Source organism: Brevundimonas sp., from assembly GCF_035627475.1.
Classification (GTDB): Bacteria; Pseudomonadota; Alphaproteobacteria; order Caulobacterales; family Caulobacteraceae; genus Brevundimonas.
This window is the reverse complement of the sequence record NZ_DASPLR010000046.1, coordinates 191,451-215,742: the sequence shown is the minus strand read 5'-3', so window position 1 is coordinate 215,742 and position 24,292 is coordinate 191,451. Positions and strand designations below refer to the sequence as shown.

General features: G+C 70.0%; 24 protein-coding genes, 1 tRNA gene and 1 pseudogene. 16 read left to right on the top strand and 10 right to left on the bottom strand.

From position 1 onward, the window contains the following. The first annotated feature begins 66 nt into the window (after positions 1 to 66). Genes VEA62_RS13565 through VEA62_RS13550 form a run of 4 tightly spaced genes read left to right on the top strand, consistent with a single transcriptional unit; the run spans position 67 to position 5,184 of the window. A complete protein-coding gene (locus VEA62_RS13565) occupies positions 67 to 1,953 on the top strand; it encodes a TonB-dependent receptor plug domain-containing protein (protein WP_324822730.1) in 1,887 nt (628 codons plus the stop codon). A 31-nt stretch (positions 1,954 to 1,984) separates the two neighbouring features. Beyond that, positions 1,985 to 2,509: a YfiR family protein gene (locus VEA62_RS13560; RefSeq protein WP_324822728.1), complete on the top strand. Its 525-nt coding sequence runs from the start codon at positions 1,985 to 1,987 to the stop codon at positions 2,507 to 2,509. A 4-nt stretch (positions 2,510 to 2,513) separates the two neighbouring features. Beyond that, positions 2,514 to 4,271, top strand: coding sequence for an ATP-binding protein (locus VEA62_RS13555; RefSeq protein ID WP_324822726.1), 1,758 nt, complete (start codon positions 2,514 to 2,516; stop codon positions 4,269 to 4,271). A 55-nt stretch (positions 4,272 to 4,326) separates the two neighbouring features. Then, on the top strand, positions 4,327 to 5,184 hold the full coding sequence (locus tag VEA62_RS13550; protein WP_324822724.1) for a Ku protein: 858 nt from the start codon (positions 4,327 to 4,329) through the stop codon (positions 5,182 to 5,184). Here VEA62_RS13550 and ligD read toward each other — a convergent pair. The 3 genes from ligD to greA all read right to left on the bottom strand — a co-directional run bounded on the left by ligD (position 5,181) and on the right by greA (position 8,598). Beyond that, entirely contained in the window at positions 5,181 to 7,781 is a 2,601-nt protein-coding gene (gene ligD / locus VEA62_RS13545; RefSeq protein WP_324822722.1) for a DNA ligase D, read from the bottom strand. The two genes, VEA62_RS13550 and ligD, sit on opposite strands and share 4 nt — an antisense overlap. Positions 7,782 to 7,847: 66 nt before the next feature. Continuing rightward, positions 7,848 to 7,991, bottom strand: coding sequence for a hypothetical protein (locus tag VEA62_RS13540; RefSeq protein WP_324822719.1), 144 nt, complete (start codon positions 7,989 to 7,991; stop codon positions 7,848 to 7,850). A gap of 130 nt (positions 7,992 to 8,121) precedes the next feature. Beyond that, positions 8,122 to 8,598 carry a transcription elongation factor GreA gene (gene greA / locus VEA62_RS13535; protein ID WP_324822717.1) on the bottom strand — a complete coding sequence of 159 codons (477 nt, stop codon included), beginning with the start codon at positions 8,596 to 8,598 and terminating at the stop codon, positions 8,122 to 8,124. A gap of 48 nt (positions 8,599 to 8,646) precedes the next feature. On the opposite strand from greA, the gene VEA62_RS13530 reads away from it, so the two are divergent. Continuing rightward, positions 8,647 to 9,858, top strand: a complete 1,212-nt coding sequence (locus tag VEA62_RS13530; RefSeq protein WP_324822714.1) for a TIGR03862 family flavoprotein — start codon at positions 8,647 to 8,649, stop codon at positions 9,856 to 9,858. 2 nt (positions 9,859 to 9,860) lie between these two features. Here VEA62_RS13530 and VEA62_RS13525 read toward each other — a convergent pair whose 3' ends face one another. After that, the gene (locus VEA62_RS13525) at positions 9,861 to 10,244 is read right to left on the bottom strand and encodes a TM2 domain-containing protein (RefSeq protein ID WP_324822710.1); all 384 of its coding nucleotides are present in this window, start codon (positions 10,242 to 10,244) and stop codon (positions 9,861 to 9,863) included. 93 nt (positions 10,245 to 10,337) lie between these two features. On the opposite strand from VEA62_RS13525, the gene VEA62_RS13520 reads away from it, so the two are divergent. Continuing rightward, positions 10,338 to 11,471 (top strand): serine hydrolase domain-containing protein, encoded by a 1,134-nt coding sequence (locus tag VEA62_RS13520; RefSeq protein WP_324822708.1) that lies wholly within the window; start codon positions 10,338 to 10,340, stop codon positions 11,469 to 11,471. On the opposite strand, the gene VEA62_RS13515 is transcribed toward VEA62_RS13520, so the two are convergent. From VEA62_RS13515 to VEA62_RS13505, 3 genes are read right to left on the bottom strand one after another with little or no spacing between them, the layout of a single operon-like run. Continuing rightward, entirely contained in the window at positions 11,456 to 12,913 is a 1,458-nt protein-coding gene (locus VEA62_RS13515; RefSeq protein ID WP_324822706.1) for an MFS transporter, read from the bottom strand. The genes VEA62_RS13520 and VEA62_RS13515 overlap by 16 nt on opposite strands. 24 nt (positions 12,914 to 12,937) lie before the next feature. Further along, a complete protein-coding gene (gene rarD / locus VEA62_RS13510) occupies positions 12,938 to 13,867 on the bottom strand; it encodes an EamA family transporter RarD (protein WP_324822704.1) in 930 nt (309 codons plus the stop codon). Between the two features lie 36 nt (positions 13,868 to 13,903). Then, complete coding sequence (locus VEA62_RS13505) at positions 13,904 to 14,950, bottom strand: aspartate-semialdehyde dehydrogenase (RefSeq protein ID WP_324822702.1); 1,047 nt, start codon at positions 14,948 to 14,950, stop codon at positions 13,904 to 13,906. Positions 14,951 to 15,116: 166 nt separating this feature from the next. Here VEA62_RS13505 and zapE point away from each other — a divergent pair, with 166 nt between their 5' ends. Further along, the gene (gene zapE / locus VEA62_RS13500) at positions 15,117 to 16,229 is read left to right on the top strand and encodes a cell division protein ZapE (protein WP_324822699.1); all 1,113 of its coding nucleotides are present in this window, start codon (positions 15,117 to 15,119) and stop codon (positions 16,227 to 16,229) included. A 75-nt stretch (positions 16,230 to 16,304) separates the two neighbouring features. After that, positions 16,305 to 16,829 (top strand): YbjN domain-containing protein, encoded by a 525-nt coding sequence (locus VEA62_RS13495; protein ID WP_324822697.1) that lies wholly within the window; start codon positions 16,305 to 16,307, stop codon positions 16,827 to 16,829. Between the two features lie 7 nt (positions 16,830 to 16,836). On the opposite strand, the gene VEA62_RS13490 is transcribed toward VEA62_RS13495, so the two are convergent. The 3 genes from VEA62_RS13490 to tsaD form a co-directional block, all read right to left on the bottom strand. Further along, a complete protein-coding gene (locus VEA62_RS13490; RefSeq protein WP_324822695.1) occupies positions 16,837 to 17,214 on the bottom strand; it encodes a Rieske (2Fe-2S) protein in 378 nt (125 codons plus the stop codon). Next, positions 17,211 to 18,209, bottom strand: a complete 999-nt coding sequence (locus VEA62_RS13485) for an NAD(P)H-dependent glycerol-3-phosphate dehydrogenase (RefSeq protein ID WP_324822693.1) — start codon at positions 18,207 to 18,209, stop codon at positions 17,211 to 17,213. The genes VEA62_RS13490 and VEA62_RS13485 overlap by 4 nt, the downstream gene beginning before the upstream one ends. Before the next feature lie 99 nt (positions 18,210 to 18,308). After that, a complete protein-coding gene (gene tsaD, locus VEA62_RS13480; protein WP_324822691.1) occupies positions 18,309 to 19,445 on the bottom strand; it encodes a tRNA (adenosine(37)-N6)-threonylcarbamoyltransferase complex transferase subunit TsaD in 1,137 nt (378 codons plus the stop codon). A gap of 45 nt (positions 19,446 to 19,490) precedes the next feature. On the opposite strand from tsaD, the gene hemC reads away from it, so the two are divergent. The 8 genes and pseudogenes from hemC (at position 19,491) to metK (ending at position 24,262) form a co-directional block, all read left to right on the top strand. Continuing rightward, positions 19,491 to 20,438: a hydroxymethylbilane synthase gene (gene hemC, locus VEA62_RS13475; protein ID WP_324822689.1), complete on the top strand. Its 948-nt coding sequence runs from the start codon at positions 19,491 to 19,493 to the stop codon at positions 20,436 to 20,438. Continuing rightward, complete coding sequence (locus VEA62_RS13470) at positions 20,435 to 21,109, top strand: uroporphyrinogen-III synthase (RefSeq protein ID WP_324822756.1); 675 nt, start codon at positions 20,435 to 20,437, stop codon at positions 21,107 to 21,109. Before hemC ends, VEA62_RS13470 begins: the two co-directional genes overlap by 4 nt. 43 nt (positions 21,110 to 21,152) lie before the next feature. Then, a tRNA-Thr gene (locus VEA62_RS13465) sits at positions 21,153 to 21,228 on the top strand. Between the two features lie 122 nt (positions 21,229 to 21,350). Beyond that, positions 21,351 to 21,500 (top strand): annotated as a pseudogene (locus VEA62_RS16200) (LuxR C-terminal-related transcriptional regulator); the annotation flags it as partial. Positions 21,501 to 21,609: 109 nt separating this feature from the next. After that, entirely contained in the window at positions 21,610 to 21,882 is a 273-nt protein-coding gene (locus tag VEA62_RS13460) for a hypothetical protein (RefSeq protein ID WP_324822687.1), read from the top strand. Positions 21,883 to 22,048: 166 nt separating this feature from the next. Next, positions 22,049 to 22,549, top strand: a complete 501-nt coding sequence (locus VEA62_RS13455; RefSeq protein WP_324822685.1) for a hypothetical protein — start codon at positions 22,049 to 22,051, stop codon at positions 22,547 to 22,549. 27 nt (positions 22,550 to 22,576) lie between these two features. Next, positions 22,577 to 23,008 carry a hypothetical protein gene (locus VEA62_RS13450; protein ID WP_324822683.1) on the top strand — a complete coding sequence of 144 codons (432 nt, stop codon included), beginning with the start codon at positions 22,577 to 22,579 and terminating at the stop codon, positions 23,006 to 23,008. 57 nt (positions 23,009 to 23,065) lie between these two features. Further along, positions 23,066 to 24,262 carry a methionine adenosyltransferase gene (gene metK / locus VEA62_RS13445; RefSeq protein ID WP_324822681.1) on the top strand — a complete coding sequence of 399 codons (1,197 nt, stop codon included), beginning with the start codon at positions 23,066 to 23,068 and terminating at the stop codon, positions 24,260 to 24,262. Positions 24,263 to 24,292 lie beyond the last annotated feature (30 nt).

Genomic DNA, 24,292 nt, shown 5'->3' with positions numbered 1-24,292 from the left:
TTGCGAGGGGGGTCAGACAGGATGCGTCATCTCCGGCGGGGGGCCGCCGCAGCCATTTTTCTCGCCATGCCGGCTGTCGCCCAGGCCGGGGAGGCTGGCCCTGCCGACGTCCGGGCGGCGGCGCCGCAGCTGATCGCGGCCGGTCCTGACGATCAGGACCTCGCCCGTCTGTCGCTGGAAGAGCTGTCGATGGTCGAGGTGACCTCGGTGTCTCGCCGACCCGAGGCGCTGGCCGACGCGGCGGCGGCGATCTTTGTGATCAGCGCCGACGACATCCGGCGTTCGGGCGCGACCAGCCTGCCGGAGGTCCTGCGGCTGGCGCCGAACCTCAATGTGCAGCGGGTCAACGCGGTCGACTATGCGATCAGCGCGCGGGGCTTCAACGGCTACGAAACCTCGAACAAGCTTCTGGTGCTGATCGACGGCCGGAGCGTCTATTCGACCCTGAGTTCGGGCGTTTTCTGGGACGCGCGGGAGCTCATGCTGGAGGACATCGCGCGGATCGAGGTGATCAGCGGGCCCGGCGGGGCGCTTTACGGCTCCAACGCTATGAACGGGGTGATCAACATCATCACCCGCGAGGCCGGCGACACGCCGGGAACCCTGATCAGCGCGGGCGCTGGCGACGAGGACGCCCGCATCTCGATCCGGCACGGGGGCGCCCTCGGCGACAGCGGCGCATGGCGCGCCTATCTGATGGCTTTCGCCCGCGACGAAAGCTTTGACGCAGCCGGAAACGGAGCGAACGACGACGCCGACGGCCTGCGCGGCGGCGGGCACCTGGACTGGACGGTCGGCGAGAACCGGCTGACGCTTCAGGGGGACGCCTTCGAGAACGAAGTGGCCATCAACGAGGACACCCTGGGAACCCAGAGCTATGTCCGCGGGGCGAATCTGCTCGGCCGCTGGATCCGGCCGCTGGCCGGCGGCGAGCTGCAGGTCCAGGCCTATTACGACCGGTTCGAACGGGAGGAGCCCGCCGCGCTCGAAGTGTCCGATACCTGGGATCTGGCCGTGCAGCACGCCGTGGAGTACGGGCGGCACCGGGTTGTGGTGGGCGCCGGCCACCGGGTGGTCGAGTCGCACTTCGCGATCGCTCCGGGCGCGGCCTTCCTCGATCCGCCCGACCGAACTCTGACGCTGACCAATGTGTTCGCCCAGGACCAGATCACCCTGGGCGGCGGCGTGACCCTGACCCTGGGCGCCAAGCTCGAGGACAACAGCTTCTCGGGGCAGGAATTCCTGCCGAACGTCCGGCTGGCCTGGCAGCGGTCGGGCGGTGACCTGGTCTGGGCGGCGGTCAGCCGGGCCAGCCGAACGCCGAACCGCATCGAACGCGACCTGACCTTCCCGGGCTTCCTGGTGGGGGCCGATTTCCAGTCCGAGACGGCGACGGCCTACGAACTGGGCTACCGCGCCAATCCGTCGCCGAAGATGTCGTTCTCGATCAACGCCTTCTACAATGTCTACGACCACCTGCGGACGGTCTCCATCACCCCCGTCACCTTCCTGCCGCTGACCCTGACAAACAACGGCGAGGCGACGACCTGGGGCGTCGAGGCCTGGGGCAGCTATGACGTGTCCCCGTCCTGGCGGCTGAGCGCCGGGCTGAGCACCCTGACCAAGGATTACGACTCGATCCTGAGGCCGGAGGACATCAGCGGGCTCATCTCAATCGGCGACGATCCGGACTACCAGGTTCAGCTGCGGTCGCAGCATGACCTGACCGAGTCCGTGGAGCTGGACCTGCGGTTGCGGGCGGTCGACGAGCTGGCCGCCGTCGATGGCTATGTCGAGGCCGACGCGCGGCTGGGCTGGCAGATGACGGACCGGCTCGAGCTGTCCGTGACGGGGCAGAATCTGATCGGCGACCGTCGCGTCGAAACCGGCGATCCCGTCCGCGGCCGGTCGTTCGGCCGCAGCGTCTTCGCCGCCTTGCGAGCGAGTTTCTGAAATGGTCCCGGGGCGGGGCGCATTGCGGTTGATGGCCGCCCTGCTCTGGAGCGTCCCGCTTCCGTGTCTCGCCATGGAGACGCCCCAGGTTCTGACCCGGCAGACGAGCCTCGAATATTCGGTCAAGGCCAACTACCTGGTGCGGTTCGCCGCCTTCGCGGACTGGCCGCCGCGGGCGTTCGCCAGCAACCAGTCGCCGGTCGTGATCTGCGTCGCCGGCCGCGATCCCTTCCGGGGGGCGCTGGACCGCGCGGTCCAGGCCCAGACCGCGCACGGTCGCCCACTGGCGGTAAGGCGGCCGGGCACCAGGGAGGCTGCCGCGGGCTGCCACATCCTGTACGTCGGCCAGGGCGGCGGGGGCCTGGTTCCCGAGGGACAGCGGGCGACCCTGCTGGTCACGGACTCGGCCGCGCCCCCCGCCGAGCGAGGCATGATCCACTTCGCCATCAGCGAGAACCGCGTGCGGTTCCACATCGACCTGCAGCAGGCGTCGCGCGCCGGCCTGTCGATCAGTTCGCGCCTGCTCAACCTGGCCCTGAGCGTGCGGGGAGGCTGAGCACATGCCCTGGCTGGCCCGCCTCCGTTACAGCCGGTTCCCCATCGTGGCGCTGGTGTCGCTGCTGGTCCTTCTGGTGGCCGGCGTCACCATTGCGGTGCTGAACGAACGGTCGCTGAAGGAGCAGACGGCGCGCGAGGCGGGCGCCCAGGCTGACCTGCTGGCCTCGGCCGTCAGCGGCGCCCTGGCCTTCGACGACGCCGAGGCGGCCCAGGACTATGTCGACGCCGTTCAGGTCAATCCCAGCGTCCTGACCGCCGCGGTCTACGACGAGAATGGCCGACTGCTGGCCAGTTTCATCCGCGACGGGGAGACCATATTCCACGAGGCGGCGCCCGACGACCGCGCAACCCTGTTCGACAATGGACGCCTGCTGGTCGCCCGGCCGGTCGAGGAGGCCGGGCAGAGGCTGGGCGTGGTTCATCTGAAGCTGCTGGAGACACCGCGGGCGCAGCGCTTCGGCCGCTACGCCGGTCTGCTGGTCGTCCTCGCCCTGGCGGCGCTGGTGGTGCTGGTGCTGGCGGTGGCTCAGGGCGCCCTGAGGCGAGCCAATCGCCAGCTCGCCGACCGGGCAGCCGAGCTGGTCCGCGCCAACAGCCTGCTGCAGCAGCAGATGCTGGAAAGGGAAAAGGCAGAGGAGGCGCTGCGCCAGAGCCAGAAGATGGAGGCCATCGGCCGGCTGACCGGCGGCATCGCCCACGACTTCAACAATCTGCTGATGGTGGCGTCGAGCGGCATCGATCTGCTGGACCGGACCGATGATCCGAAGCGCCGCCGGGCGCTGAGCGCCGGGGTCCGGCAGGCGGTCGAGCGTGGCGCGGCCCTGACGCGGCAGCTGCTGGCGTTCGCGCGCCGGTCACCGCTGCGGGCCGAGGTGCTGGACCTGCGCGGCCATATCGAGGGGCTGCGGTTCCTGCTGGAACGGTCGCTGCGCGAGGATATCGAGGTGGTGCTGGACCTGCCCGAGGACCTGTGGCGGATCGAGGCGGACCGCGGCGAGCTGGAGTTGGCCCTGCTGAACCTGGCGGTCAACGCCCGGGACGCCATGCCCCAGGGCGGGCGGCTGTCGGTGGTCGGCCGCAACCAGCCGGGGGAGGGCGGCGGGCCGGACCGCGTCTTCCTCAGGATCACCGATACCGGCGTCGGCATGTCGGAGGCGGTGGCGTCGCGGGTGTTCGAACCGTTCTTCACCACCAAGGAGGTGGGTCGCGGCACCGGTCTGGGCCTGTCGCAGGTCTATGGCTTCGTGCGCTCGTCCGGCGGAGACGTCAGCGTGGACTCGCGGGAGGGCGCGGGCACCACCTTCACCCTGTGCCTGCCGCCTACCGAGAAAGCGCCGCCCGAACCCGAGGCGGCCCGGCCTGCGCCGGTCCGGGGCCCGGGGGCGCGGGCGTCCAGCGGACGTCTGCTGCTGGTGGAGGACGACGACGCCGTCGCCGCCGGCGTCGGCCACATGCTGGGCGACCTCGGCTACAGCCACGTTCGGGTCGCCAATGCCGCGGAGGCGCTGGCGGTGCTGGAGAAGGATCCGGGCTTCGACCTGGTCTTTTCGGACATGGTCATGCCGGGCGAGATGGACGGGTTGGGCCTGGCGCAGGAAGTGCGGCGGCGGCTGCCCGAGACGCCGGTGCTGCTGACCACCGGATTCAGCGAGGCGGCCTCGGCGGCGACGGGCGAGGCCTTCCGCCTGCTGCCCAAGCCTTATGGCATCGAAAGCCTGTCCGAAGCCCTGAACGCGACCCTGTCCGAAGGCGCTCCCTGAACGAATCGCCGTCCCACCGCGTTCGAGTCGCGGATTGTGCGACGAGGAGGCGACCATGGCCGCGAGACCGACCTGGCAGGGGCATCTGAAACTCAGCCTGGTGACGTGCCCGGTGGCGCTCTATACGGCGACGTCGTCGTCGGGACACGTCAGCTTTCACCTGATCAATCCCGAGACCAACAACCGCATCCGCATGGTGGCGACCGACCCCGACACGGGGCCCGTCGAGCGCTCTGACCTGGTCAAGGGCTACGAGGTTTCGAAGGACGAATACGTGCTGTTCGACGACGAGGACTTCGACAAGGTCAAGCTGGAGTCGACGCGGACAATCGACATCGGCCAATTCGTCGACGAGGACGAGATCGACCGCCTGTACTGGGATTCGCCCTTTTATGTGGTGCCCGAGAAGGGCGTCGGCGCCGAGGCCTTCGCGGTGATCCGCGACGCCATGAAGGCGGCGGGCAAGATCGCCATTGGCTGCCTGGTGCTGCGCAACCGCGAGCGGCAGATCGCCCTGGAGGTGCGCGGCAAGGGGCTTGTCGCCTACACTCTGCGGCCGCACGAGGAGGTGCGCGACGCGGCCGACTTCTTCGACGACATTCCGAGCGTGAAGGCTGACAAGGACATGGTCGACATCGCCACGCGGATCATCGCCCAGAAGGAGGCGGAGTTCGATCCGTCGGAGTTCAGGGACCGCTACGACGAGGCGCTGAAGGAGATGATAAAGGCCAAGCAGAAGGGCGGCAAGGGACTGGTGGAGGCGCCCGAGCCCGACGACACAAACGTGGTGGACCTGATGGCGGCGCTCAGGGCCAGCCTGAAGGGCTCGGCGGGCGGCAAGGCGCCGGCGAAGAAGGCCCCCGCGAAAAAGCCGGCGGCGAAGAAGACGGCGGCGAGAAAGAAGGCGGCCTAGAGCACCTTCTTCAGCACCGGCCGGAGATTGACCGCGCCGGCGCGGAAATCCTTCCACGGGTCGGGCTTCTTCAGCAGGGCGGCGGCCTCGTGGAGGGTGTACGCCTTCGGGTCGAGGCCGGACTTCACCTGGCCCCATGACAGGGGAAAGGCGATGCCGGCGCCGGGGCGGGCCCGGGGCGACCACGGGGCGACGGCGGTGGCCATGCGGCCGTTGCGAAGATAGTCGAGGAAGATCTTCCCGCCCCGCGCCTTCTTGGCGATGGTGGTGGTGAAATGGTCGGGATCGCGGCGGCGGACGATCTCGGACACCTCTTTCGCGAAGGCCTTGCACTGGTCCCAGTCGATGCGGCTGCGGGCGTCGGCGAGAATGGGCGCTACGACGTGCAGCCCCTTGCCGCCGGTGGTCTTGACGAAGGGGTTGAGGCCGAGGCCCTCCAGTTCCTTCTTCATGGTCCGGGCGGCGGCGATGACGTCGGCGAAGTCGAGGCCCTCGTCGGGGTCGAGGTCGAAGGTGATCTGGTCGGGGGTCTCCGGATCGCCGGGCTTGCAGCCCCAAGGGTGGAGTTCCAGCCCGCCGGACTGGCCGATGGCGACGAGGCCGCCGACGTCGACGACGCCGACATAGGGCTTGCGCTCCCTCACGTCGATCAGCTTCAGGCGGGGGTTGGAGCCAGGCATGGCGTGGCGCTGGAAGAAGCGCTCGCCGCCGATGCCCTCGGGCGCGCGGATGATGGAGACGGGGCGGTCGGCGACGTGGGGCAGGATGCGTTCGGCGGCTATTTCGTAGTAGCGCACCAGCTCGGCCTTGGTGATGGCGGGCTTCCCGTCCACCGCCGGCCACAGCACCTTGTCCGGGTTGGAGATGGTGACGCCGGCGACGATCAGCCTTCCCTTGCCCGCCATCTTGCCGGGGCGCTCGCCGGGCATGGCCAGCGCCGTCGTGCCGGAGTGTTTGCCCGGCTCACTGGCGAGATCGGGAGGCGTGTATGGACGTTCGGTGACCTCGGCCGGGGGCTTGTCCTCGCGCAGGCCCTTGAAGGCGGCCTGGCGCAGGGAGCCGGTGTCGGTGTAGCCGCCGTGCTCGACCTCGGCGACGAGCGCCGGTTTCGTCCAGTGGATGGTCAGGCCGGCGGCGCGCGACTTCTTCGGCGCGCCCTTGCCGACGAAGGGGCTCCTGTCGGTTTCCACCTTCTTGAGAGCCGGCAACAGTGTCTTGAGCAGGGTCTGGTTGTAGCCTGTGCCGACCCGGCCGAGGTGGCGCAGGCCATCCTTGTCGTGCACTCCGACGATCAGGGAGCGGAAGCGGTCCCCTTCGGAGGTCCAGCCGCCAATGACGACCTCGTCGCCGCCGCGGCATTTGGACTTCAGCCAGGTCGTGGAGCGGCCCTCCGTGTACGGAGCATCCAATTTCTTTGAGATGACGCCTTCCAGATCCATGCGGCAGGCGCTCTCAAGGATGGCCTGGCCCGTGGTGGCGAAATGGTCGACGTAGCGGATGCGGGTGCGGGCGGCCTTCGGGATGCGGTCAATGTACGCCTGAAGGCGGGCCTTGCGGTGGGACAGCGGCAGCTGGCGCAGATCCTCCGGGCCCTCGAACAGCAGGTCGAAGGCGAAATAGACCAAGCCGCCGGTGTCCCCGCTGGAGATGGCCGCCTGCAGGGCAGAGAAGTCGGGCATGTGGTTCTCGGCCAGCGCGCAGAGTTCGCCGTCGACGACGGCGTCGGGCCAGTCAGCGGCGTCGGCGGCCAGCTCCGGGAATTTGGCCGACCAGTCGAGACCCTTGCGGGTGCGCACGGCGGCCTTGCCGCCGCCCGAGGCGACCTGCAGCCGATAGCCGTCGAACTTGATCTCATGCGCCCAGCCGGTCCCCTGCGGCGGATAGTCGGCGATCTTGCACAGCTGGATCGGCACGAAGGGGTGTGGCTTCGAAGCGTGACTGGTGACGGCGGGGCGAGCCTCGGGCCTGGGCGGCGCCGCCTTCGTCGTCTTCGCCGGCGAGAGCCAGCGCTTCTTGCCTCCGGCGATCTCGGCGAGGCTGCGCCCGGTCGTGACGGAGGCGTCGATCTCCATATTGGCGTCGCCTTCGCCGGGGATGGCGAATTCGTCCTTCTCCTTGATGAGGAGCCAGTTGTTGCGCTTCGATGGCCTGCCGCGGTCGCTCTTCATCCGGATCAGGGCCCATTTGCCGGACAGGCGCTCGCCATGGAGCACCATCTTGACGTTGCCCTTGGCGAAAGCGGCGTCGAGGTCGTCCTCCTGCGGCTCCCATGTGCCGCGGTCCCACATCTGAACCGTGCCGGCGCCGTAGTTGCCGGCGGGGATGGTTCCCTCGAAATTCCCGTAGTCGAGCGGGTGGTCCTCGACCTCGACGGCCAGCCGCTTGACGGCCGGGTCGCGCGACGGGGCCTTGGTGACGGCCCAGGACTTGAGCACGCCGTCCAGTTCGATGCGGAAGTCGTAGTGCAGACGCGTCGCGGCGTGGCGCTGGATCAGATATCTGAGGGCGGACTTGTGCGCCTTGCCCTTTCGGCCCTTCGGCTCGGGCGTGTCGCCGAATTTCCGCTTGGCCTGATAGGTTTCCAGTTCGCCGCGCACCCGCGTCTCCCGTCCCTGACCGATGGGTCACGGACGATCAACGCACCGCCCCCGATTTGGCTCAGCTCAGTCCTGCGGGTCGGAGGGCGGCGCCTCGCCGCGCGCCGCGGCGCGCTTTTCGGCCTTGGCGGCGGCCTTTTCGGCGGCCTTCTTCGCTTCGGCGCGCTCGCGCTCCATCCGTTCAAAGCTGTAGTTCGGTTTGCGGGCCATCGGCGTGGCTTCCTTTCCGGCGCGGCTGCGCCTGACGCGAGAGGCGCCGGGAGAACGCCGGAGAGCGGCGCGGGATGCCTGTAAGGTGGGGCGCCCCGGCCCCGGCGACAACCGTTGAATGGAGGGGCGCTCAATCGACGGCGACGATCTCGACCGTCTGTCCGGCGACCGTCGCCTCGTCGCCGACCCGCCTGCCGATCAGGGCGACGGCGAGCGGCGAGACATGGCTGACCGAGCCCCTGGCAGGGTCGGCCTCGTCCTCGCCGGTGATGCGCCAGGTCTGGGTGCGGCCATCCTCGCGCTCGATGGTCACCGAGCCGCCGAAGCGGACGCGGCCGTCGGGCGGGGCCTCGACCAGCTGGGCGGTGGCGCGGCGGGCGGACCAGTAGCGCAGGTCGCGGGTGGCCCGGGCCATGGCGGTGCGGTCGGCCTCTATCGAGCCCTTCGACTGCGCCGCATTGTAGGCGGCGCGCGCTTCGGCCAGGGCGGCCTCGATCCGCGCCAGCCCTTCGCGGGTGACGAGGTTCGGGTGGGGCGAGACCGGGCGGTCGGGAAGGTCGGCGGCGGTGGCCTCCAGATCTTCCTCGCGGGTGAAGGCGACGCTCATGGGCAGGAAGCGTATGCCGATGGCGGGCGTTCCGGTCTAGAAGGCCGCATGAGTTCTCCAGACAAGAAGACCGTCCATGTCATCGGCGCCGGGCCGGCCGGGTTGATGGCGGCCGAACGGCTGGCGCAGGGCGGCGCGGCGGTGGTGGTGCACGAGGCCATGCCGTCCGTGGCGCGCAAATTCCTGATGGCCGGCCGGGGCGGGCTGAACCTGACCCATTCGGAGCCGGTGGATGCGTTCACGAGCCGGTATGGCGAGGCGAGCGGGGCCGTGACGGCGTGGCTGGAGCGGTTCTCGCCGACGCATCTGATCGGCTGGGCCGAGGGGCTGGGGCAGCCGGTGTTCACCGGGTCGTCGGGGCGGGTGTTCCCGCGGGCGATGAAGGCGTCGCCGCTGCTTCGGGCCTGGCTGGCGCGGCTGGCGGAACTGGGCGTCGAGGTGCGGACGCGCTCACGGTGGATTGGCCGCCGCGAAGGCGGCTGGGTGTTCGGGACGCCCCAAGGCGAGCGGGTCGAGCGGCCGGACGCGGTGGTGCTGGCGCTGGGCGGGGCGAGTTGGCCGCGGCTGGGTTCGGACGGCGGCTGGCGACCCTGGCTGGAAGCGGAAGGCGTCGAGGTGGCGCCATTTCGTCCGACCAATGTCGGCTTCGACGTGGCGTGGTCGGAGGTGTTCGCCGACCGGTTCGCGGGACAGCCGCTCAAGCCCTTGGCGCTGAGTTTCGGCGGGACGACCGTTCGCGGCGAGGCGATGGTGACTCGCTACGGACTTGAGGGCGGGGCGGTCTATGCCTTGTCCGCGGCGCTGCGCGACGCGGTCGAGCGCGACGGGTCGGCGACGCTGACTGTGGACCTGCGGCCCGACCTGTCGATCGAGGTGCTGGCCGGGCGGCTGGCCAAGGGGCGCGGCAAGGACAGCGTGTCGAACTGGCTGCGCAAGGCGGCGGGGCTGTCGCCGGTCGGGGCGGGATTGTTGCGCGAGATACCGCGGGCCTTGCCGGAGGGAGCCGACAAGCTGGCGCGGCGGATCAAGGCGGTGCGGCTGACGCTGACCGGGGTGCAGGGGCTGGCGCGCGCGATTTCATCGGCGGGGGGCGTGCGGCTGGATGCGGTGGACGATCGGCTGATGCTGAAAGCCCTGCCGGGGGTGTTCGTCGCCGGCGAGATGCTGGACTGGGAGGCGCCGACCGGCGGCTATTTGCTGCAGGCTTCGATGGCCTCGGGCGCGGTCGCGGCGGACGGGGTGCTGGACTGGCTCGGCTGAGGTCAGACCTCACCCGGCGCGGCTGCCGGAACCACCGGCGGAACCGGAGCGGCGGCGGGAGCGCCGGCCGCCATGCCCAGGCGGATCGCCAGATCGCTGTTGTGCTTCTGAACCCAGCCGGAGATCAGGAAGGCGTCGACCAGCAGCCAGATGCCCAGAGCGCCGAGCAGGAAAAAGCCAACAATGAAGATCAGGGTCAGCCAGCCCAGCACGTTGAGGACGATCATGCCGATCGCTGGGCCCGTCTGGCCCAAGTAAAAGCGATGCCCCCCAAGTCCCCCGAGGAAGAACCAGAGCAGGAAGGCCGTGCCGGTGGATTTCTTGCCGGCATCGTACGCCATCATCACCTGGACGTCGGATGACGGACGGAAGAATTGGTCGCTCATGTCGTGCCCCCGGTTAAGCTTCCTGTGTGACACCGCCCGCGGTTCCCGGCAAGCGACGGTGACGCCGGCGTTCCGGGCCGTTAGGAGGGAGCGATGACCGACCTCCCCGACATCCACGGCGTCTGTCCGCTGCATTTCGCCGCCGTGAAGGACGCCTTCGCCGCCAATTTCACCGAAGCGCCCGAAGGGCTGAACGAGCGAGGGGCGCGGTTCAGCGTCTGTATAGAGGGGGAGGCGGTCATCGATCTGTGGGGCGGCTGGGCCGACTCAGCGCAGACGGTTCCCTACGGGCCCGGTACGCTGACGCCGGTGTTCTCGGCCGGCAAGGCGGTGATGGCGCTGATGATCGCCACCTGCGTCGAGCGCGGTCTGCTGGACTATGAACGGCCGGTGGCGCGCTACTGGCCCGACTTCGGCCAGGCCGGCAAGGAAGAGATCACGGTCGGACAGCTCATGAGCCATCAGGCGGGGCTGCCGGGGTTCGCCGAAGGCATCGCGCCCGAGGACTGGTTCGACCGCGACCGTGTGCTGGCGAAACTCTGCGCCCAGGCGCCGATGTGGGAGCCGGGGACAGCGTCGGGCTATCATCCGATCACCATCGGCTATCTGGCCGGCGAGCTGTTCCGGCGGGTCGACGGGCGCAGCATGGGGACGGCGCTGCGCCAGGATTTTCCGGGGCTGGACCTGTGGATCGGCCTGCCGGAGGCCGAGCACGGCCGCGTGGCGCAGATGCGAAAGCCGTCGGCCCCGCCGAGCCTTGGCGCGCTGGACCCGATCAAGCGTTCGGCCTTCTTCGACAAGGGCTCGTCGCCGGGCCCGCGCGAGGCGGCCGAGTGGCGAACGGCGGAAATCCCGTCGGCCAATCTGCACGGCACGGCGCTCGACCTGGCGCGGATCATGGCGGTGGTCGCGACGGGGTCGTTCGAGGGGCGCAACGTTCTGTCGCAGGCGACGCTGGACGCCGCGCTGCGCGAGCGGGTGCACGGGCAGGACCGGGTGCTGCCGTTCGTCATGGGCTGGGCGGCCGGCTGGACGGCCAATCGCGGGTTGGAGATCTTCGGGCCCAATCCCGCCGCCGTGGGACACTACGGCTGGGGGGGCAGCTGCGTGTTGGCCGATCCGGATGCCAGGCTGTCGGCGGCCTATGTGATGACCCGCCAGTCGCCGCACCTGATCGGCGATCCGCGAGCGGTCAGGCTGCAGGAGGCGCTCTATTCGGCCTTCTGACGCTTCGGAGCCGTCAGGCCGCCGATGACGCCCGACAGGACCGCCAGGCCCGCGCAGGTCAGGATGATGGCGCGGAAGGCGGCGTGGAAGGCGTCGCGGGCGGCGGGCTCCAGATCCGCGCCGGCCATGACCTCGCCCAGCAGGGCGCGGGCGTGGGGACCGTCGGCGACGGCTGCGAACACCGCCGAGAGGATGACCCCCAGCAGGGCGATGGCGAGCAGGGCGGCGATACGGGCGACGGCGTTGTTGATCCCCGAGGCGACACCGGTGTGGCCCTCGGGAACCGCGCCCATGACGGCGGCGGTCAGGGGGCCGACAGCGAGGGTCATGCCGACGGCCATCACCGTCATGCCGGCCAGGGGGCCGTCGACGTAGCTGGCTCCAGGCGCGGGCAGGGCGAGCAGGGCGAGGCCGACGCCGGCGAGGATGGGCCCCAGGCTGAGCGACAGTCTCGCGCCGAAGCGGTCCGCCAGCTTGCCGGCGAAACCCGAGAACAGGCTCATGATGACCGCAAAGGGCAGCATGGCGGCGCCGGCGAGGGTGGCGCTCCAGCCGTGCACCCGGATCAGGTCGAAAGGCAGGAAGAACATCGCCCCGCCGAGGGCGAAATACAGCAGCAGCGTCAGCACGTTGATCCCGCTGAACACCGGCGACCGGAACAGGCCGAGGGGCATCATCGGGTGACGTTCGCGCGCCTCGGCCCACAGGAAGGCGGCCAGCAGCGCGCCGCCGCCGACGAGGCCGGCGATAACCAACGGGTCGCCCCAGCCGAGGTCGGGGGCGGCGGTCAGGCCCCAGGTGAGGCCGCCGAGACCGGTCACGGCGAGCAGGGCGCCGAGCCAGTCGAGGCCTCTCGCCTGCTCGTCGCGGCTTTCCGGCACCGCGCGCAGGGTGACCAGGACGGTGAGCAGGGCCAGCGGTGGATTGATCCAGAAGATGAAGCGCCAGTCGGCGGCGTCGGCCAGCCAGCCCCCGACGAGGGGTCCGATCATGCCGAACAGGGCGCCCGCGCCGGCCCAGGTCCCGAAGGCCTTGCCGCGCTCGTCCTGAGGGAAGGCCGAGCCGATGACGGCGAGCGCGCCGGGGGTGAGCAGGGCCGCGCCGACCCCCTGCACCGCCCGACCGGCGATGAGCAGCTCGACCGTCGGGGCGAGGCCGCAGGCGATGGAGGCGAGGGCGAAGACGGCGACCCCGATCAGGAAGACCTTGCGCCGGCCGAAGCGGTCCCCCGCTGCTCCGCCGATCAGGACGAGGGCGCCGAGGGTGAGGAGATAGGCGTTGGAGACCCACTGGACTGCCGCCGGGCCGGCGCCGAGGTCGTTCTGGATCGCCGGCAGGGCCACGCCCAGCGCCGACCCGTCGATGAAGGTCAGGCTGGAGCCGAGGACGGTGGCGACGAGAATCCAGCGCTTGCGGGAGGGCGACAACGATTGATCAGCCATGGCGCGCTCCGACCGGAGCGGAAGCTAGGCCGGTTCCGCGGCGTCCTTCAAGGCCTGGCGGGCGGCGCGGACGCGGAAGAAGGCCGCGGCGGCGAAGACGGCGGCGCCGCCCCAGATGAAGACGAAGGAGAGGATGCGCAGCGGCGTCAGCGCCTCGCCGGCCCAGACGCCGACCATGAACTGCAGCGTCGGGGCGAGGAACTGGATGAAGCCGATGGTCGACAGCGGCAGGCGCCGGGCCGACCATGCGAACAGGGCCAGCGGCAGGACCGTGGCGGGGCCGTTGGCCAAGGCCCAGAGGGTGTTGGCCGGGCTGTCGAAGGCCACGCCGGCGCCGGTGTGCTGTAACCACAGCACCCAGGCCAGGCCGAACGGGACCAGCAGCAGGCACTCGACCAGCAGTCCGGCCTGGGCGTCGATGGGCACGCGCTTGCGGATCACGCCATAGGTGGCGAAGCTAATGGCGAGGACGATGGATATCCACGGCGGCCGGCCCAGGGCCAGCGCCTGGAACAGCACTCCGATGGCGGCGAGGCCAATGGCGATCCAGCCCCAGCGGTCGATCTTCTCGCGGAACAGCCACAGGCCGACGACCATGTTGAGCAGCGGGTTGATGTAATAGCCGAGGCTGGCCTCGAGGGTGGCCTCGTGAGTGGTCGCCCAGACGTAGATGCCCCAGTTCAGGCCGATCAGCACGGTCGAGAGGCCCAGCCAGGCCAGCGTCTTCGGTGTGCGCAACACGCTGGCGACCTGACCCCCCTGTCTGGCCAGCCAGACCAGCAGGCCTGCCACCGCCACGGCCCACAGGGCGCGGTGGGCCAGAATCTCCAGCGAGTCGAAGCCGACCGCCGCCTGGCCCATGAACAGCAGGGGCATCAGCCCCCACAGGCCGTAGCAGGCGAAGGCGGACAGCAGGGCGGCGCGACCCTGATCAGAGCCGGGGGCGGTGGTCATGGTCATCTCCTTCGCCGGGGGAGGGCGAGCGGAAGGTCAGACGGTGAGAGTGCGGTATCCGGACGAGGGTTTGATGGTCCCGGTCTCGTCCAGCAGCTGGGCGATCTGGACGGCGTTGAGGGCGGCGCCCTTGCGCAGGTTGTCGGAGACGACCCACAGCGACAGACCGTTCTCGACCGTGGGATCCTTGCGGATCCGCGAGACGTAGACGGCGTGCTCGCCGGCCGCGTCCACGGGCGTGATGTAGCCGTCGTGCTCCTGCTTATCGATGACCATGACGCCGGGGGCCTCGCGCAGGATCGAGCGGGCCTCGTCGGGGCTGATCGGCCGGTCGAACTCGAGGGTGACCGACTCGGAATGGCCGACGAAGACGGGGACGCGGACGCAGGTGACGGTCAGTTTGATGGCCGGGTCGAGGATCTTGTGGGTCTCGTCCCACATCTTGGCTTCCTCGTCGGTGTAGCCGTCGTCGCGGAAGGCGCCGATGTAGGGGATGACGTTGAAGGCGATCTGCTTGGGGAATTTCTTCGGGCTGGCGTCGCCGAGGCCATAGATGGCCTTGGTCTGGTTCCACAACTCGTCCATGCCCTCCTTCCCGGCGCCCGATACCGACTGGTAGGTCGAGACCACGGCGCGGGTGATCTTCGCGGCGTCGTGCAGCGGCTTGAGCGCCACGACCAGCTGGGCGGTCGAGCAGTTCGGATTGGCGATGATGTTCTTCTTGCGGGCCAGCTTGATGGCGTCGGGGTTCACTTCCGGCACGATCAGGGGCACGTCCGGGTCCTTGCGGAAGGCCGAGGAGTTGTCGATCACGATGGGCCCGGCCTTGCCGATCTTCTCGGACCACTGACGCGAGACGTCGCCGCCGGCGCTCATCAGCACGATGTCGACCTTCGAGAAGTCGAAGCCGTCGATGTCCTGGCATTTGACGGTGCGATCGCCCCAGGAGACCTCGACGCCCTTCGACTTGCGCGAGGCGACGGCGTGCATTTCGTCGACGGGGAATTCGAGTTCCTCGAGGATGTTCAGCATTTCCCGGCCGACGTTGCCGGTGGCGCCCACGATGGCGACTTTGTAGCCCATATTGGTTTGTCCTTCGGACGCCCTGCGCTCACGACCCGGTCGTTCGCTGTTCGAGGGCGGAATGTGTCGGGGCCCAGCTACCCGGACTGTGAGGCCCTATGTGGGCCATCGCGGGCGCGAAGCAATCGCTTTTCAGCGGCGGCCGCCTGTGCCAAGCCCGAGATCGATGGGATCACGCATTCGCGCTGCTTATGAGAAGCGGCTGGCCGACGGTCGGCTGGCCCCCGACCCGTCGCAGGTTCCGGTGGTCGAGGCGCTGGCCCGGCTGGAGGTCGACCTTGGCCGAAAGGGCCGGCTGGGCGGTCTCCTGGGACGGTCGCCGGAGGTGCGCGGCGTCTATCTGTGGGGACCGCCGGGGCGGGGAAAATCCATCCTCATGGACCTGTTCTTCGCCTGCGCGCCGGAGAAGCGGAAAAGGCGGGCGCATTTCCACGCCTTCATGGCCCGGGTGCACGGGCTGATCCGGCAGTGGCGCGAGGGTGATGCGGGCCAGCGCAAGTCGGTGTTCGGCCAATGGAAAGGCGACGATCCGATCCGCCCGGTCGCCGAGCTGATCGCCTCGGAGGCGCGGCTGCTCTGTTTCGACGAGTTGCAGGTCACCGATATCGCCGACGCCCTGATCCTTGGGCGGCTGTTCGAGGCGTTGTTCGAGCAGAAGGTGGTGCTGGCCGTGACCTCGAACCGGGCGCCGGACCAGCTGTATCTGAACGGGATCAACCGGGAGCTCTTCCTCCCCTTCATCGACCTGATCGAGGCGCGCTGCGAGGTGGTCTCGGTGGCCGGGGCGCGGGACTGGCGGCGGGACCGGCTGCTGGGCGACCGGGTCTGGTTCACGCCCCCCGACGAAGGGGCGCGGGCCGGCTTCGAGGCGCTGTGGGAAGACCTCAAGGGCGAGCAGGCGGAGGCACCGACCCACCTGTCGGTGCTGGGCCGCGACGTGGTCATGGAACGGACCGACGGCGGGCTGGCGCGGGCGACGTTCGAGGAACTGTGCGGACGCCCGCTGGGGCCGCAGGACTATCTGGCGGTGGCGGAGCGGTTCCACACCCTGTTCGTCGAGGATGTGCCGGTGCTAGGCCCCGCCAATCACCACGAGGCCCGGCGCTTCGTGACCTTGATCGACGCCCTCTACGAGGCGGGGACGCGACTGGTGGCGCTGGCCGAGGCGCCGCCAGAGGCGTTGTATCGCAAGGGCGTCGGGGCGTTCGAGTTCGAGCGCACCGTGTCGCGTCTGAACGAGATGGCCGGCGCCGAATGGCTGGCGCGCGAGCGGGACTGACGGCCGGGAGCAACGGGAGGCCGCCTTGATTTCGACAGCCATCCGTCGGTAGGTGAGGGGTCGCAGGAGAACACGATGATCCGTCTGGCCACCCTCGCCGCCGCCGCCCTGATGGCCGCGGCCGCCCCTGTCGCCGCGGCCGCCCCGCCGGCTCCCGTCCAGACTGCGACCGGCCCCGGCGTCCAGATCGAGGCGGTCCGCGCCTGGCTGACGGAGAAGGGCGGCACGGTCAGCGCCGTCAACCGCCGCGACGGAGAAACCTGGATCAGCATCTCGGACGGTCCGCTGACCTGGGTGATCTTCTTCTATAGCTGCCAGGCCGACGTGTGTGGCGACATCCAGTACGCCGCCAGCTTCTCCAACCCGACCATCACCCAGGCGATGATCAACGACTGGAACCGTGACCGGCGCTTCCTCAAGGCCTTCTTCACGCCGGGCGAGGCGGGCGGGGACAATACGGCCGTGGTCCAGTACGACGTGCTGATCCAGGAGGGCAGCGTCGAACAGCTGACCGATCACACCGCCCTGTGGCTGGAGCTGGTCAACGCCTTCGGCACGACCGTAGGCTTCTTCGCGGCGGACGCCCCGGCCGCGGAATAGGGTTCGGTCAGGCCGTCCGGATCAGCCCGTCGGACACCACGACGGGCCATGGCGTCAGCCGCCCCCCGGCGCAGGGCCCGCCGGTGCATTCACCGGTCAGCGGTTCGAACACCGCCCCATGCCAGCCGCACAGGATCAGCGAGCCGTCGGGCGTCAGGTAGCGGTCCAGCTCGAGCGCCAGTGGAAAGCCCTGGTGCGGGCACCGGTCGACATAGCCTGCGACCTGTCCGTTCTTGCGGACCACGAAGCCGTGAAAGAACGCCTCGCCGATCTGCAAGACGAAGCTGCGCGCGCCCGGATCGGCGATCGCGCTTTCGGGGCACAGAGGCACGTTCGGCGGGGTGGCCCAGACGCGCTTGCGCTCCGCTGGAGCCGGTTCGCTCAATGCCGCTCGACCTTGAGCGGGCGGGACAGCAGGGCGTCGATCATGCCCTGCACCGTCGTCTCGCCGGCCAACAGGGCCGCGACGGCCATCGAGATCGGCATGTCGACGCCCGTCCTTTCGGCCAGTTCGCGCACGGCGGGCGCCGATTCATAGCCCTCGGCGACCGAGCGCTTGCCGGCCAGGGCCTGCTGCACCGACTGGCCCTGACCGAGGGCGAGGCCGAGACTCATGTTCCGCGACTGGGGGCTGGAGCAGGTCAGGACCAGGTCGCCGAGGCCGCACAGGCCGGCCACGGTCTCGGCCTCGCCGCCGAGGGCGACCCCCATGCGGGTCATTTCGGCGAAGCCGCGGGTGATCAGGGCTGCGTGGGCGCTACGCCCCAGACCGCGGCCCTCGCTGATGCCGCAGGCGATGGCGAGCACGTTCTTGATCGCCCCTCCGACCTCGGCCCCGATCAGATCGTGGGCCAGATAGGGGCGGAAGGTCGGGGCCGAGAGGGTTTCCATCAGGGCCTCGCCCAGGGAGGTGTCGGCGCAGGCCAGGGTGACTGCACTGGGCAGGCCGCGGGCCACCTCGCCGGCGAAGCTGGGGCCGGACAGGACGGCGGCCGGGGCGGAGGGAATGGTCTCGGCCAGAACGTCGGTCATCAGCTTGAGCGAGCCGCGCTCGATGCCCTTGGAGCACAGCACCACCGGCACGCCGGCGCGGTGGAAGGGGGCGAAGGCGGCCAGGGTCGAGCGCATGTGCTGGGCCGGGGCCACGGCGAGGATCAGGTCGCAGCCGGCCAGATCGGCCAGTTCGCCGGTGACGGCGACGCGGCTGTCGAGGACCACGTCGGGCAGGAAGGCCTCGTTGACGCGGCGGGCCCGGATGCTGTCGAGCACCTCCGGCTCACGCGCCTGGAGCAGGACGTCGAGACCCGCCCAGCCGGCGACCTGGGCCAGGGCCGTGCCCCAGGCGCCCGCGCCGATAACTCCCGCCGTGCGAAATTCCATACGCGTCCCCTGGAAGGACCACCCGGGTGGTCCTTCGGATTCTATAAGTCGGCGCGCGACGGGCGGCAAAACCGGTGTCCGCTTTTGCCTGTCGCGCCCCTAGGCCTTGGCGCCCTTGCGGCCCGGCTTGTGGGCCGGGTCGGCGAGCGCCCTCTTTTCATCGAGAGGCCACCGCGGGCGGGCCACGGCGTCGATGTCGGAGACCCAACCCTTTTGCAACCGTTCCGCTCCCGCCAGGGCGATCATCGCCGCATTGTCGGTGCAATAGGCCATGGGCGGGGCGAGGAAGGCGAATCCGTTCTTCTCTGACGTCGCTTCAAGGGTGGCGCGGACGGTCCGGTTGGCGGCCACGCCACCGGCCACGACGAACAGCCGGTGGTCGTGACGCTCCGCATAGGCCTTCATGGCGCGGTCGGAGCGGTCGCTGAGCTGGCGCGCGATGGCGGTCTGGACGCCCTCGGCGAGGTCAGCGCGATCCTGTTCCGTTTCGCAGGCGTGGGCCAGGCGGGAGGCGGCGGTCTTCAGGCCCGAAAAGGAGAAATCGCAGTCCTTGCGGCCGAGCAGCGCGCGCGGCAGGTCGAAACGGGCCCCGTCGCCGCCCTGCGCAAGTTTTTCAAGCGCCGGCCCGCCGGGGTAGCCGAGGCCCAGCGCCTTGGCGATCTTGTCGAAGGCCTCGCCGGCGGCGTCGTCGATGGTGGTGCCCAGCCGGGTCATGTCGCCGATGCCGCGCACCTCCAGCAGCTGGCAATGACCGCCGGAGACCAGCAGCAGCAGGAACGGATAGTCGACCCGCGCGCCCAGTCGGGCCGAGACCGCGTGCCCCTCCAGGTGATTGACCGCGATCAGCGGCAGGTCGCGCGCCAAGGCCACGGCCTTGCCGAAGCTCAGGCCCACCATGACGCCCCCGACCAGTCCGGGACCGGCGGTGGCGGCGATTCCGTCGAGGGCGTCGTAGCCGAGACCGGCCTCGTCCATGGCGTGGCGGACGACGCCATCGATCATCTCGACATGGCTGCGGGCGGCGATTTCAGGCACGACGCCGCCATAGGCGGCGTGGTCGTCGATCTGGCTGTGCACCACGGAGGAGAGGACGGTCGCCGCGCCCTCGGGTGTCAGGCGCACTACCGAGGCGGCGGTCTCGTCGCAGCTGGTTTCGAGGCCCAGCACCGTCACCACGCGGTCAGGAGTCGCGGTTGCCCGGCTCGTCTCGCTGCTATAGTCGGCGGACCTGTCCATCGGGTCGAGGTAACGACCCCGACCCCCCGGCGCAACGGCTGTCTCATGGCTCCTCTCGTCCGCATCGGCACGCGCCGCTCCAAACTGGCCCTGACCCAGTCGGGCATGATGCAGCGCGCCATCGGCAGGGCGCTGGGCGTCGCCGACGCCGATCTGGCTGAGGCGGTGCCGCTGGTGGAGATCGTCACCACCGGCGACCGGGTGCAGGACCGCCGCCTGATGGAGATCGGCGGCAAGGCGCTGTTCACGAAGGAGATCGAGGAGGCGCTGCTGGCGGGCCGCGTCGACGTCGCCGTGCATTCGATGAAGGACGTGCCGGCCGAGCAGCCGGACGGGCTGTGCATCGCCGCCGTTCCGCCGCGCGAGGATCCGCGCGACGCCTTCGTCAGCGAGGCCTTCGGGACGTTCGGCGAACTGCCGGCGGGCGCCCGGCTGGGCACGGCGTCGCTGCGGCGGCAGGCCCAGGCGCTGGCCCTGCGGCCGGATCTGCAGATCGAGATGCTGCGCGGCAATGTCGACACCCGGCTTCGCAAGCTGGCCGAGGGCGAGTTCGACGCCATCCTGCTGGCCGTTTCTGGCCTCAACCGGCTGGGATTCGAGGCGGTGATCCGCGAGCGGCTGGCGCTCGACGAGTTCCTGCCGGCGCCCGGGCAGGGCGCGCTGGCGTTGCAGACCCGGGTTGGCGACCGCGAGGCGGCCTGGGCCGCGGCCCTGGACGATCCGGCGACGGCGCTGGCCGTGGCGGCCGAGCGGGGGGCCATGACGGCGCTGGAGGGGTCGTGCCGCACGGCCATCGGCGCCCATGCCGGGATCGCCGCCGGGCGGCTGCGGCTGACAACGGAGATGCTGGCCCCCGACGGCTCTGCGCGCTGGCGGCGGGCGGGCGAGATCGACATCGATGCGCCGGACGCGATGGCGCAGGCCAGCGCCCTTGGCCTGCGTCTGGGCGTCGAGGTGCAGGCGGCGGCGGGCGACCAGCGAGTCCACCCCTGAGCCCGATCCGCCGCGTATGGATCACCCGCGCCGAGCCGGGCGCCGCCCGCACCGCCGCCCGGCTGGAGGGGTTCGGTTTCGAGTCCGTCGTCGCGCCCCTGCTGGCCATCCGGCCGATTTCGCAGGCGGCGCCCGACCTGACCGGGATCGGGGCGCTGGCCTTCACCAGCCGCAACGGGGTCGCGGCCTTCACGGCGCTGTCCGCGGCGCGCGACCTTCCGGTGTTCACGGTCGGGGACGCCACGGCGGAGGCCGCGCGTGCCGCGGGGTTCGCCGCGGTGCGATCTGCGGCGGGTGCGCTGGACGACCTCGCGCGTCTGCTGGCGGCTGAGGCTCCCGGTCCGGTGCTGGCCCCGGGAGCGCTCGAGCCGGCCGGCGACCTGGCGGCGCTGCTGGCCGGACGGCTCGAGGTGCGCGCCCTGCCGGTCTACGAGGCGGTCGGAACGGGGGCCGGCGCGCCCGACGACTTCGACGCCGTGCTGGTCCACTCCCCCCGCGGCGGCCGCGCCCTGGCGGCGCTGGGGCCGTTCGCCGGGCAGGCCGCGGTGGCGATTTCGGCAGCGGCCGCCGCGCCGCTGGGCGGAGACTCCGGCCTGGATATCCGCATCGCCGCGCGTCCGGATGAAGCGGCGCTGCTCGAGGCGCTTGGCAAGCCCGCGCCCCGCGTATAAAGAGCGCCTCTCGCGCGGGCGGACATCCCCCGCAGCGTCCAAGGCCGCTTTAGCTCAGCTGGTAGAGCATCGCATTCGTAATGCGGGGGTCAGGTGTTCGAGTCACCTAAGCGGCACCACCTTTCCAGACATTCGAATCGGCCGGGGCGGTCCGCCGGGGACCCGCGCCAAACTTGACGTAACGACACTGGACGACGCCGTTCGCACGCCGTAGCTATTTCGCTCGTACCGGGAGCGTAGAATGTCGCAGCGCCTCAGCGCCCGCCAGGAAGAATGTCTGAGGCTTACGGCCTTTCTGACCGACAAGGAGATCGCCGCCCGGATCGGCCTGTCGGAAGCCACCGTCAAGAAGCATGTGCACGAGGCCTGCCGCCGGATGGGAGTCAACCGGCGCAAGGCGGCGCTGGCCCTGCTGGAACGAAACGTACCAGGGCCGAAAGACCCCATTGGCGACGACCCCCGTTCGCCTGTTGATGCCTCCTTCGACAGGGAGTCAGACCATGGCATCGAACAGCCCGCCGCTTCCCCACTGGACGTGGGACGATCTGGAGGCCGCGCTGGACAGGTTCAGCCCGATGGGACGGAACGATCCCGTGCGCAGCCATCTGCTGAGGGGACTCGCGGACGACGCCCAAAGGGCGGAGCCGAGGGAGCTGTTGCAGCAGGTGCTGAGCGCGGGTTGGGTGATGGCCCAGGTGGGAGCCCAGAGCGGCTCGATGGGCGGCGCCTCGGCTATCGCCCCCCGCCACGCAGCTGGGTCGTCCGCCTCCTGATCCTGCTCGTCATCGTCGTGGTGACGGCGGTGATGCTCAAGGCTGTGGCAGACCTGATCCTCGCCTATGCGGGGCAGGCCCAGGAGATCGGGCACGTGACCAGCCCCCAGATCGTGGCGAGCGGCCGCCAGCGCTGACGGTCCGGCGGTCCGCGCGGCGACGGCTGGTGAGCATCGGAGAGACGCGCATAGAAATCCCGCCCTTCATGCTGGCCGGTCATGTGCTGGGCTGGGCGGCCTACGGCGCCGGCTGGCTGCGCGGCGGCCATATCGAGCGCTTCGCGGCCGCGGTGCTGCTGTCGGACTGGGCCTTATCGAGCGTCACCTTCCGCTGGTATGCCGACGGTGTTTCCTGGGGGCTGGCCACGCAGGCCGTCGTGGTGATGGCGATCTTCGTCCGCCTGGCCCTGAGGTCCGACCGGTGGTGGCCGATCGTCGCGGCGGCGGCGCTGGTCCTGATCGTTCTGGTCCACGCCCTGACGATGGTGGCTTCGATAACGCACCCGGCCGCTGTCTCGGCCCGGGTGGGCTTGTGGATGGTCGTCAACACGGCCTTGCTGGCCGGGACAGCCGAGCGCTGGCTGGCCGGGGAGCCGGCGGTCAGCCGTGGTCGGGCGTGGAGTCGCCGCCTGCCGTCCGGCGGGCTCACACCCCGTAACGGGCAATAGCGGGTCTGCGTCATCACGCCCTTCCTTATGGCCCTGCAGTTGATGACCTGGCTGGCGTTCGCCGTCGGCTGGCTGCGCGGCGGCCACACCGAACGCCGGGCGGTGGCGGTGCTGTTCTGGGATCACGCCGTCACCCGCTCCACCGCCGGAATGGCGGGAGCGCACGACATGGTGGCGGTTTCGGAAATCGTCGTCGCCCTGATATTCGCCTGGCTGGCGTTCAGGTCCGAACGGTGGTGGACGCTCGCCGCCTCGGCGGCCCTGATGCTGTGCGTTCTGGTGTTCGTCCTGGAATGGACGACCCTGGAGCTGCCCAGGGACGCCGGCATCTCCGCGCGGCTCGGCCTGTGGTTCTTCATCTATCTGAGCCTCCTCGCCGGGGTCGCGGAGCGCTGGATGGCAGGGGAGCAGGCGGTCAGCCGCGCGGCCGCGTGGCGGCGCCGGCGCAGTGCGTCTTGAACATATAAACATATCTTTATATGTCTGGCGGCCGTTCCCGCGCTCCAGGAGTCCGCCTTGGCCCGTTCGTCCTTCCTGTTCACCTCCGAAAGCGTGTCCGAAGGACATCCCGACAAGGTCGCCGACCAGATTTCCGACGCCATCGTCGACCTGTTCCTGTCCAAGGATCCCGAGGCGCGGGTGGCGTGCGAGACCCTGACCACGACCAACCTGGTCGTCCTCGCCGGAGAGATCCGGGGCAAGGGCATCATGGACGTCGAGGGCAACTGGGCCCCGGGCGTCAAGGACGAGATCGAGGCCACGGTGCGCAAGGTGGTGCGCGACATCGGCTACGAGCAGGACGGCTTCCACTGGGAGAGGCTGACGTTCGAGAACCACCTGCATCCCCAGTCCGTCCACATCGCCCAGGGCGTCGACGCGTCCGGAGACAAGGACGAGGGCGCCGGCGACCAGGGCATCATGTTCGGCTACGCCTCGAACGAGACCCCCGAGCTGATGCCGGCCACGCTGCAGTACAGCCACAACATCCTCAGGAAGCTGGCCGAGGCCCGGCACTCCGGCAAGGAGCCGAAACTGGAGCCTGACGCCAAGAGCCAGGTCACCCTCTATTACGAGAACGGCAAGCCGGTGCGGGCGACCTCGATCGTGCTGTCGACCCAGCACGCGCCGGGCCTGTCGTCCGACGATGTGGCGGCGATCGTGAAGCCCTACATCCGCGAGGTGCTGCCCGAGGGCTTCATCACCAACGAGACCGAGTGGCACATCAACCCGACCGGATCGTTCGAGATCGGCGGGCCCGACGGCGACGCCGGGGTGACGGGGCGCAAGATCATTGTCGATACCTACGGCGGCGCGGCCCCGCACGGCGGCGGCGCCTTCTCGGGCAAGGATCCGACCAAGGTCGACCGCTCGGCCGCCTACGCCGCCCGCTATCTGGCCAAGAACGTGGTGGCCGCCGGCCTCGCCGACCGCTGCACCATCCAGCTGAGCTACGCCATCGGCGTGTCGCACCCGCTGTCGGTGCACGTCGACCTGCACGGCACCGGCAAGATCGACCCGGCGATCCTCGAGACCGAGCTGCCGAAGATGATCGGCGGGGCCACGCCGCGAGCGATCCGCGAGCATCTGGGGCTGAACCGGCCGATCTACGCGCGCACCGCCGCCTACGGCCATTTCGGCCGCGCGCCGGACGCCGACGGCGGCTTCTCGTGGGAGCGGACCGATCTGGTCGACCGGCTGAAGGCGCTCGTCTGACCTGCCCGCTGATTTGACCTTGACGTCGAA

What these genes read in the sequence shown, in the direction of transcription:
- VEA62_RS13520 (WP_324822708.1), top strand. Translation starts at nt 10,338, where the DNA reads ATGACCGACCTCCCCGACATCCACGGCGTCTGTCCGCTGCATTTCGCC.
- VEA62_RS13540 (WP_324822719.1), bottom strand. Translation starts at nt 7,991, where the DNA reads ATGGCCCGCAAACCGAACTACAGCTTTGAACGGATGGAGCGCGAGCGC.
- greA (WP_324822717.1), bottom strand. Translation starts at nt 8,598, where the DNA reads ATGAGCGTCGCCTTCACCCGCGAGGAAGATCTGGAGGCCACCGCCGCC.
- VEA62_RS13460 (WP_324822687.1), top strand. Translation starts at nt 21,610, where the DNA reads ATGGCATCGAACAGCCCGCCGCTTCCCCACTGGACGTGGGACGATCTG.
- VEA62_RS13565 (WP_324822730.1), top strand. Translation starts at nt 67, where the DNA reads ATGCCGGCTGTCGCCCAGGCCGGGGAGGCTGGCCCTGCCGACGTCCGG.
- VEA62_RS13505 (WP_324822702.1), bottom strand. Translation starts at nt 14,950, where the DNA reads ATGGGCTACAAAGTCGCCATCGTGGGCGCCACCGGCAACGTCGGCCGG.
- VEA62_RS13560 (WP_324822728.1), top strand. Translation starts at nt 1,985, where the DNA reads ATGGCCGCCCTGCTCTGGAGCGTCCCGCTTCCGTGTCTCGCCATGGAG.
- VEA62_RS13485 (WP_324822693.1), bottom strand. Translation starts at nt 18,209, where the DNA reads ATGGAATTTCGCACGGCGGGAGTTATCGGCGCGGGCGCCTGGGGCACG.
- VEA62_RS13530 (WP_324822714.1), top strand. Translation starts at nt 8,647, where the DNA reads ATGAGTTCTCCAGACAAGAAGACCGTCCATGTCATCGGCGCCGGGCCG.
- VEA62_RS13555 (WP_324822726.1), top strand. Translation starts at nt 2,514, where the DNA reads ATGCCCTGGCTGGCCCGCCTCCGTTACAGCCGGTTCCCCATCGTGGCG.
- zapE (WP_324822699.1), top strand. Translation starts at nt 15,117, where the DNA reads ATGGGATCACGCATTCGCGCTGCTTATGAGAAGCGGCTGGCCGACGGT.
- tsaD (WP_324822691.1), bottom strand. Translation starts at nt 19,445, where the DNA reads ATGGACAGGTCCGCCGACTATAGCAGCGAGACGAGCCGGGCAACCGCG.
- VEA62_RS13525 (WP_324822710.1), bottom strand. Translation starts at nt 10,244, where the DNA reads ATGAGCGACCAATTCTTCCGTCCGTCATCCGACGTCCAGGTGATGATG.
- hemC (WP_324822689.1), top strand. Translation starts at nt 19,491, where the DNA reads ATGGCTCCTCTCGTCCGCATCGGCACGCGCCGCTCCAAACTGGCCCTG.
- VEA62_RS13450 (WP_324822683.1), top strand. Translation starts at nt 22,577, where the DNA reads ATGGCCCTGCAGTTGATGACCTGGCTGGCGTTCGCCGTCGGCTGGCTG.
- rarD (WP_324822704.1), bottom strand. Translation starts at nt 13,867, where the DNA reads ATGACCACCGCCCCCGGCTCTGATCAGGGTCGCGCCGCCCTGCTGTCC.
- VEA62_RS13515 (WP_324822706.1), bottom strand. Translation starts at nt 12,913, where the DNA reads ATGGCTGATCAATCGTTGTCGCCCTCCCGCAAGCGCTGGATTCTCGTC.
- VEA62_RS13495 (WP_324822697.1), top strand. Translation starts at nt 16,305, where the DNA reads ATGATCCGTCTGGCCACCCTCGCCGCCGCCGCCCTGATGGCCGCGGCC.
- VEA62_RS13550 (WP_324822724.1), top strand. Translation starts at nt 4,327, where the DNA reads ATGGCCGCGAGACCGACCTGGCAGGGGCATCTGAAACTCAGCCTGGTG.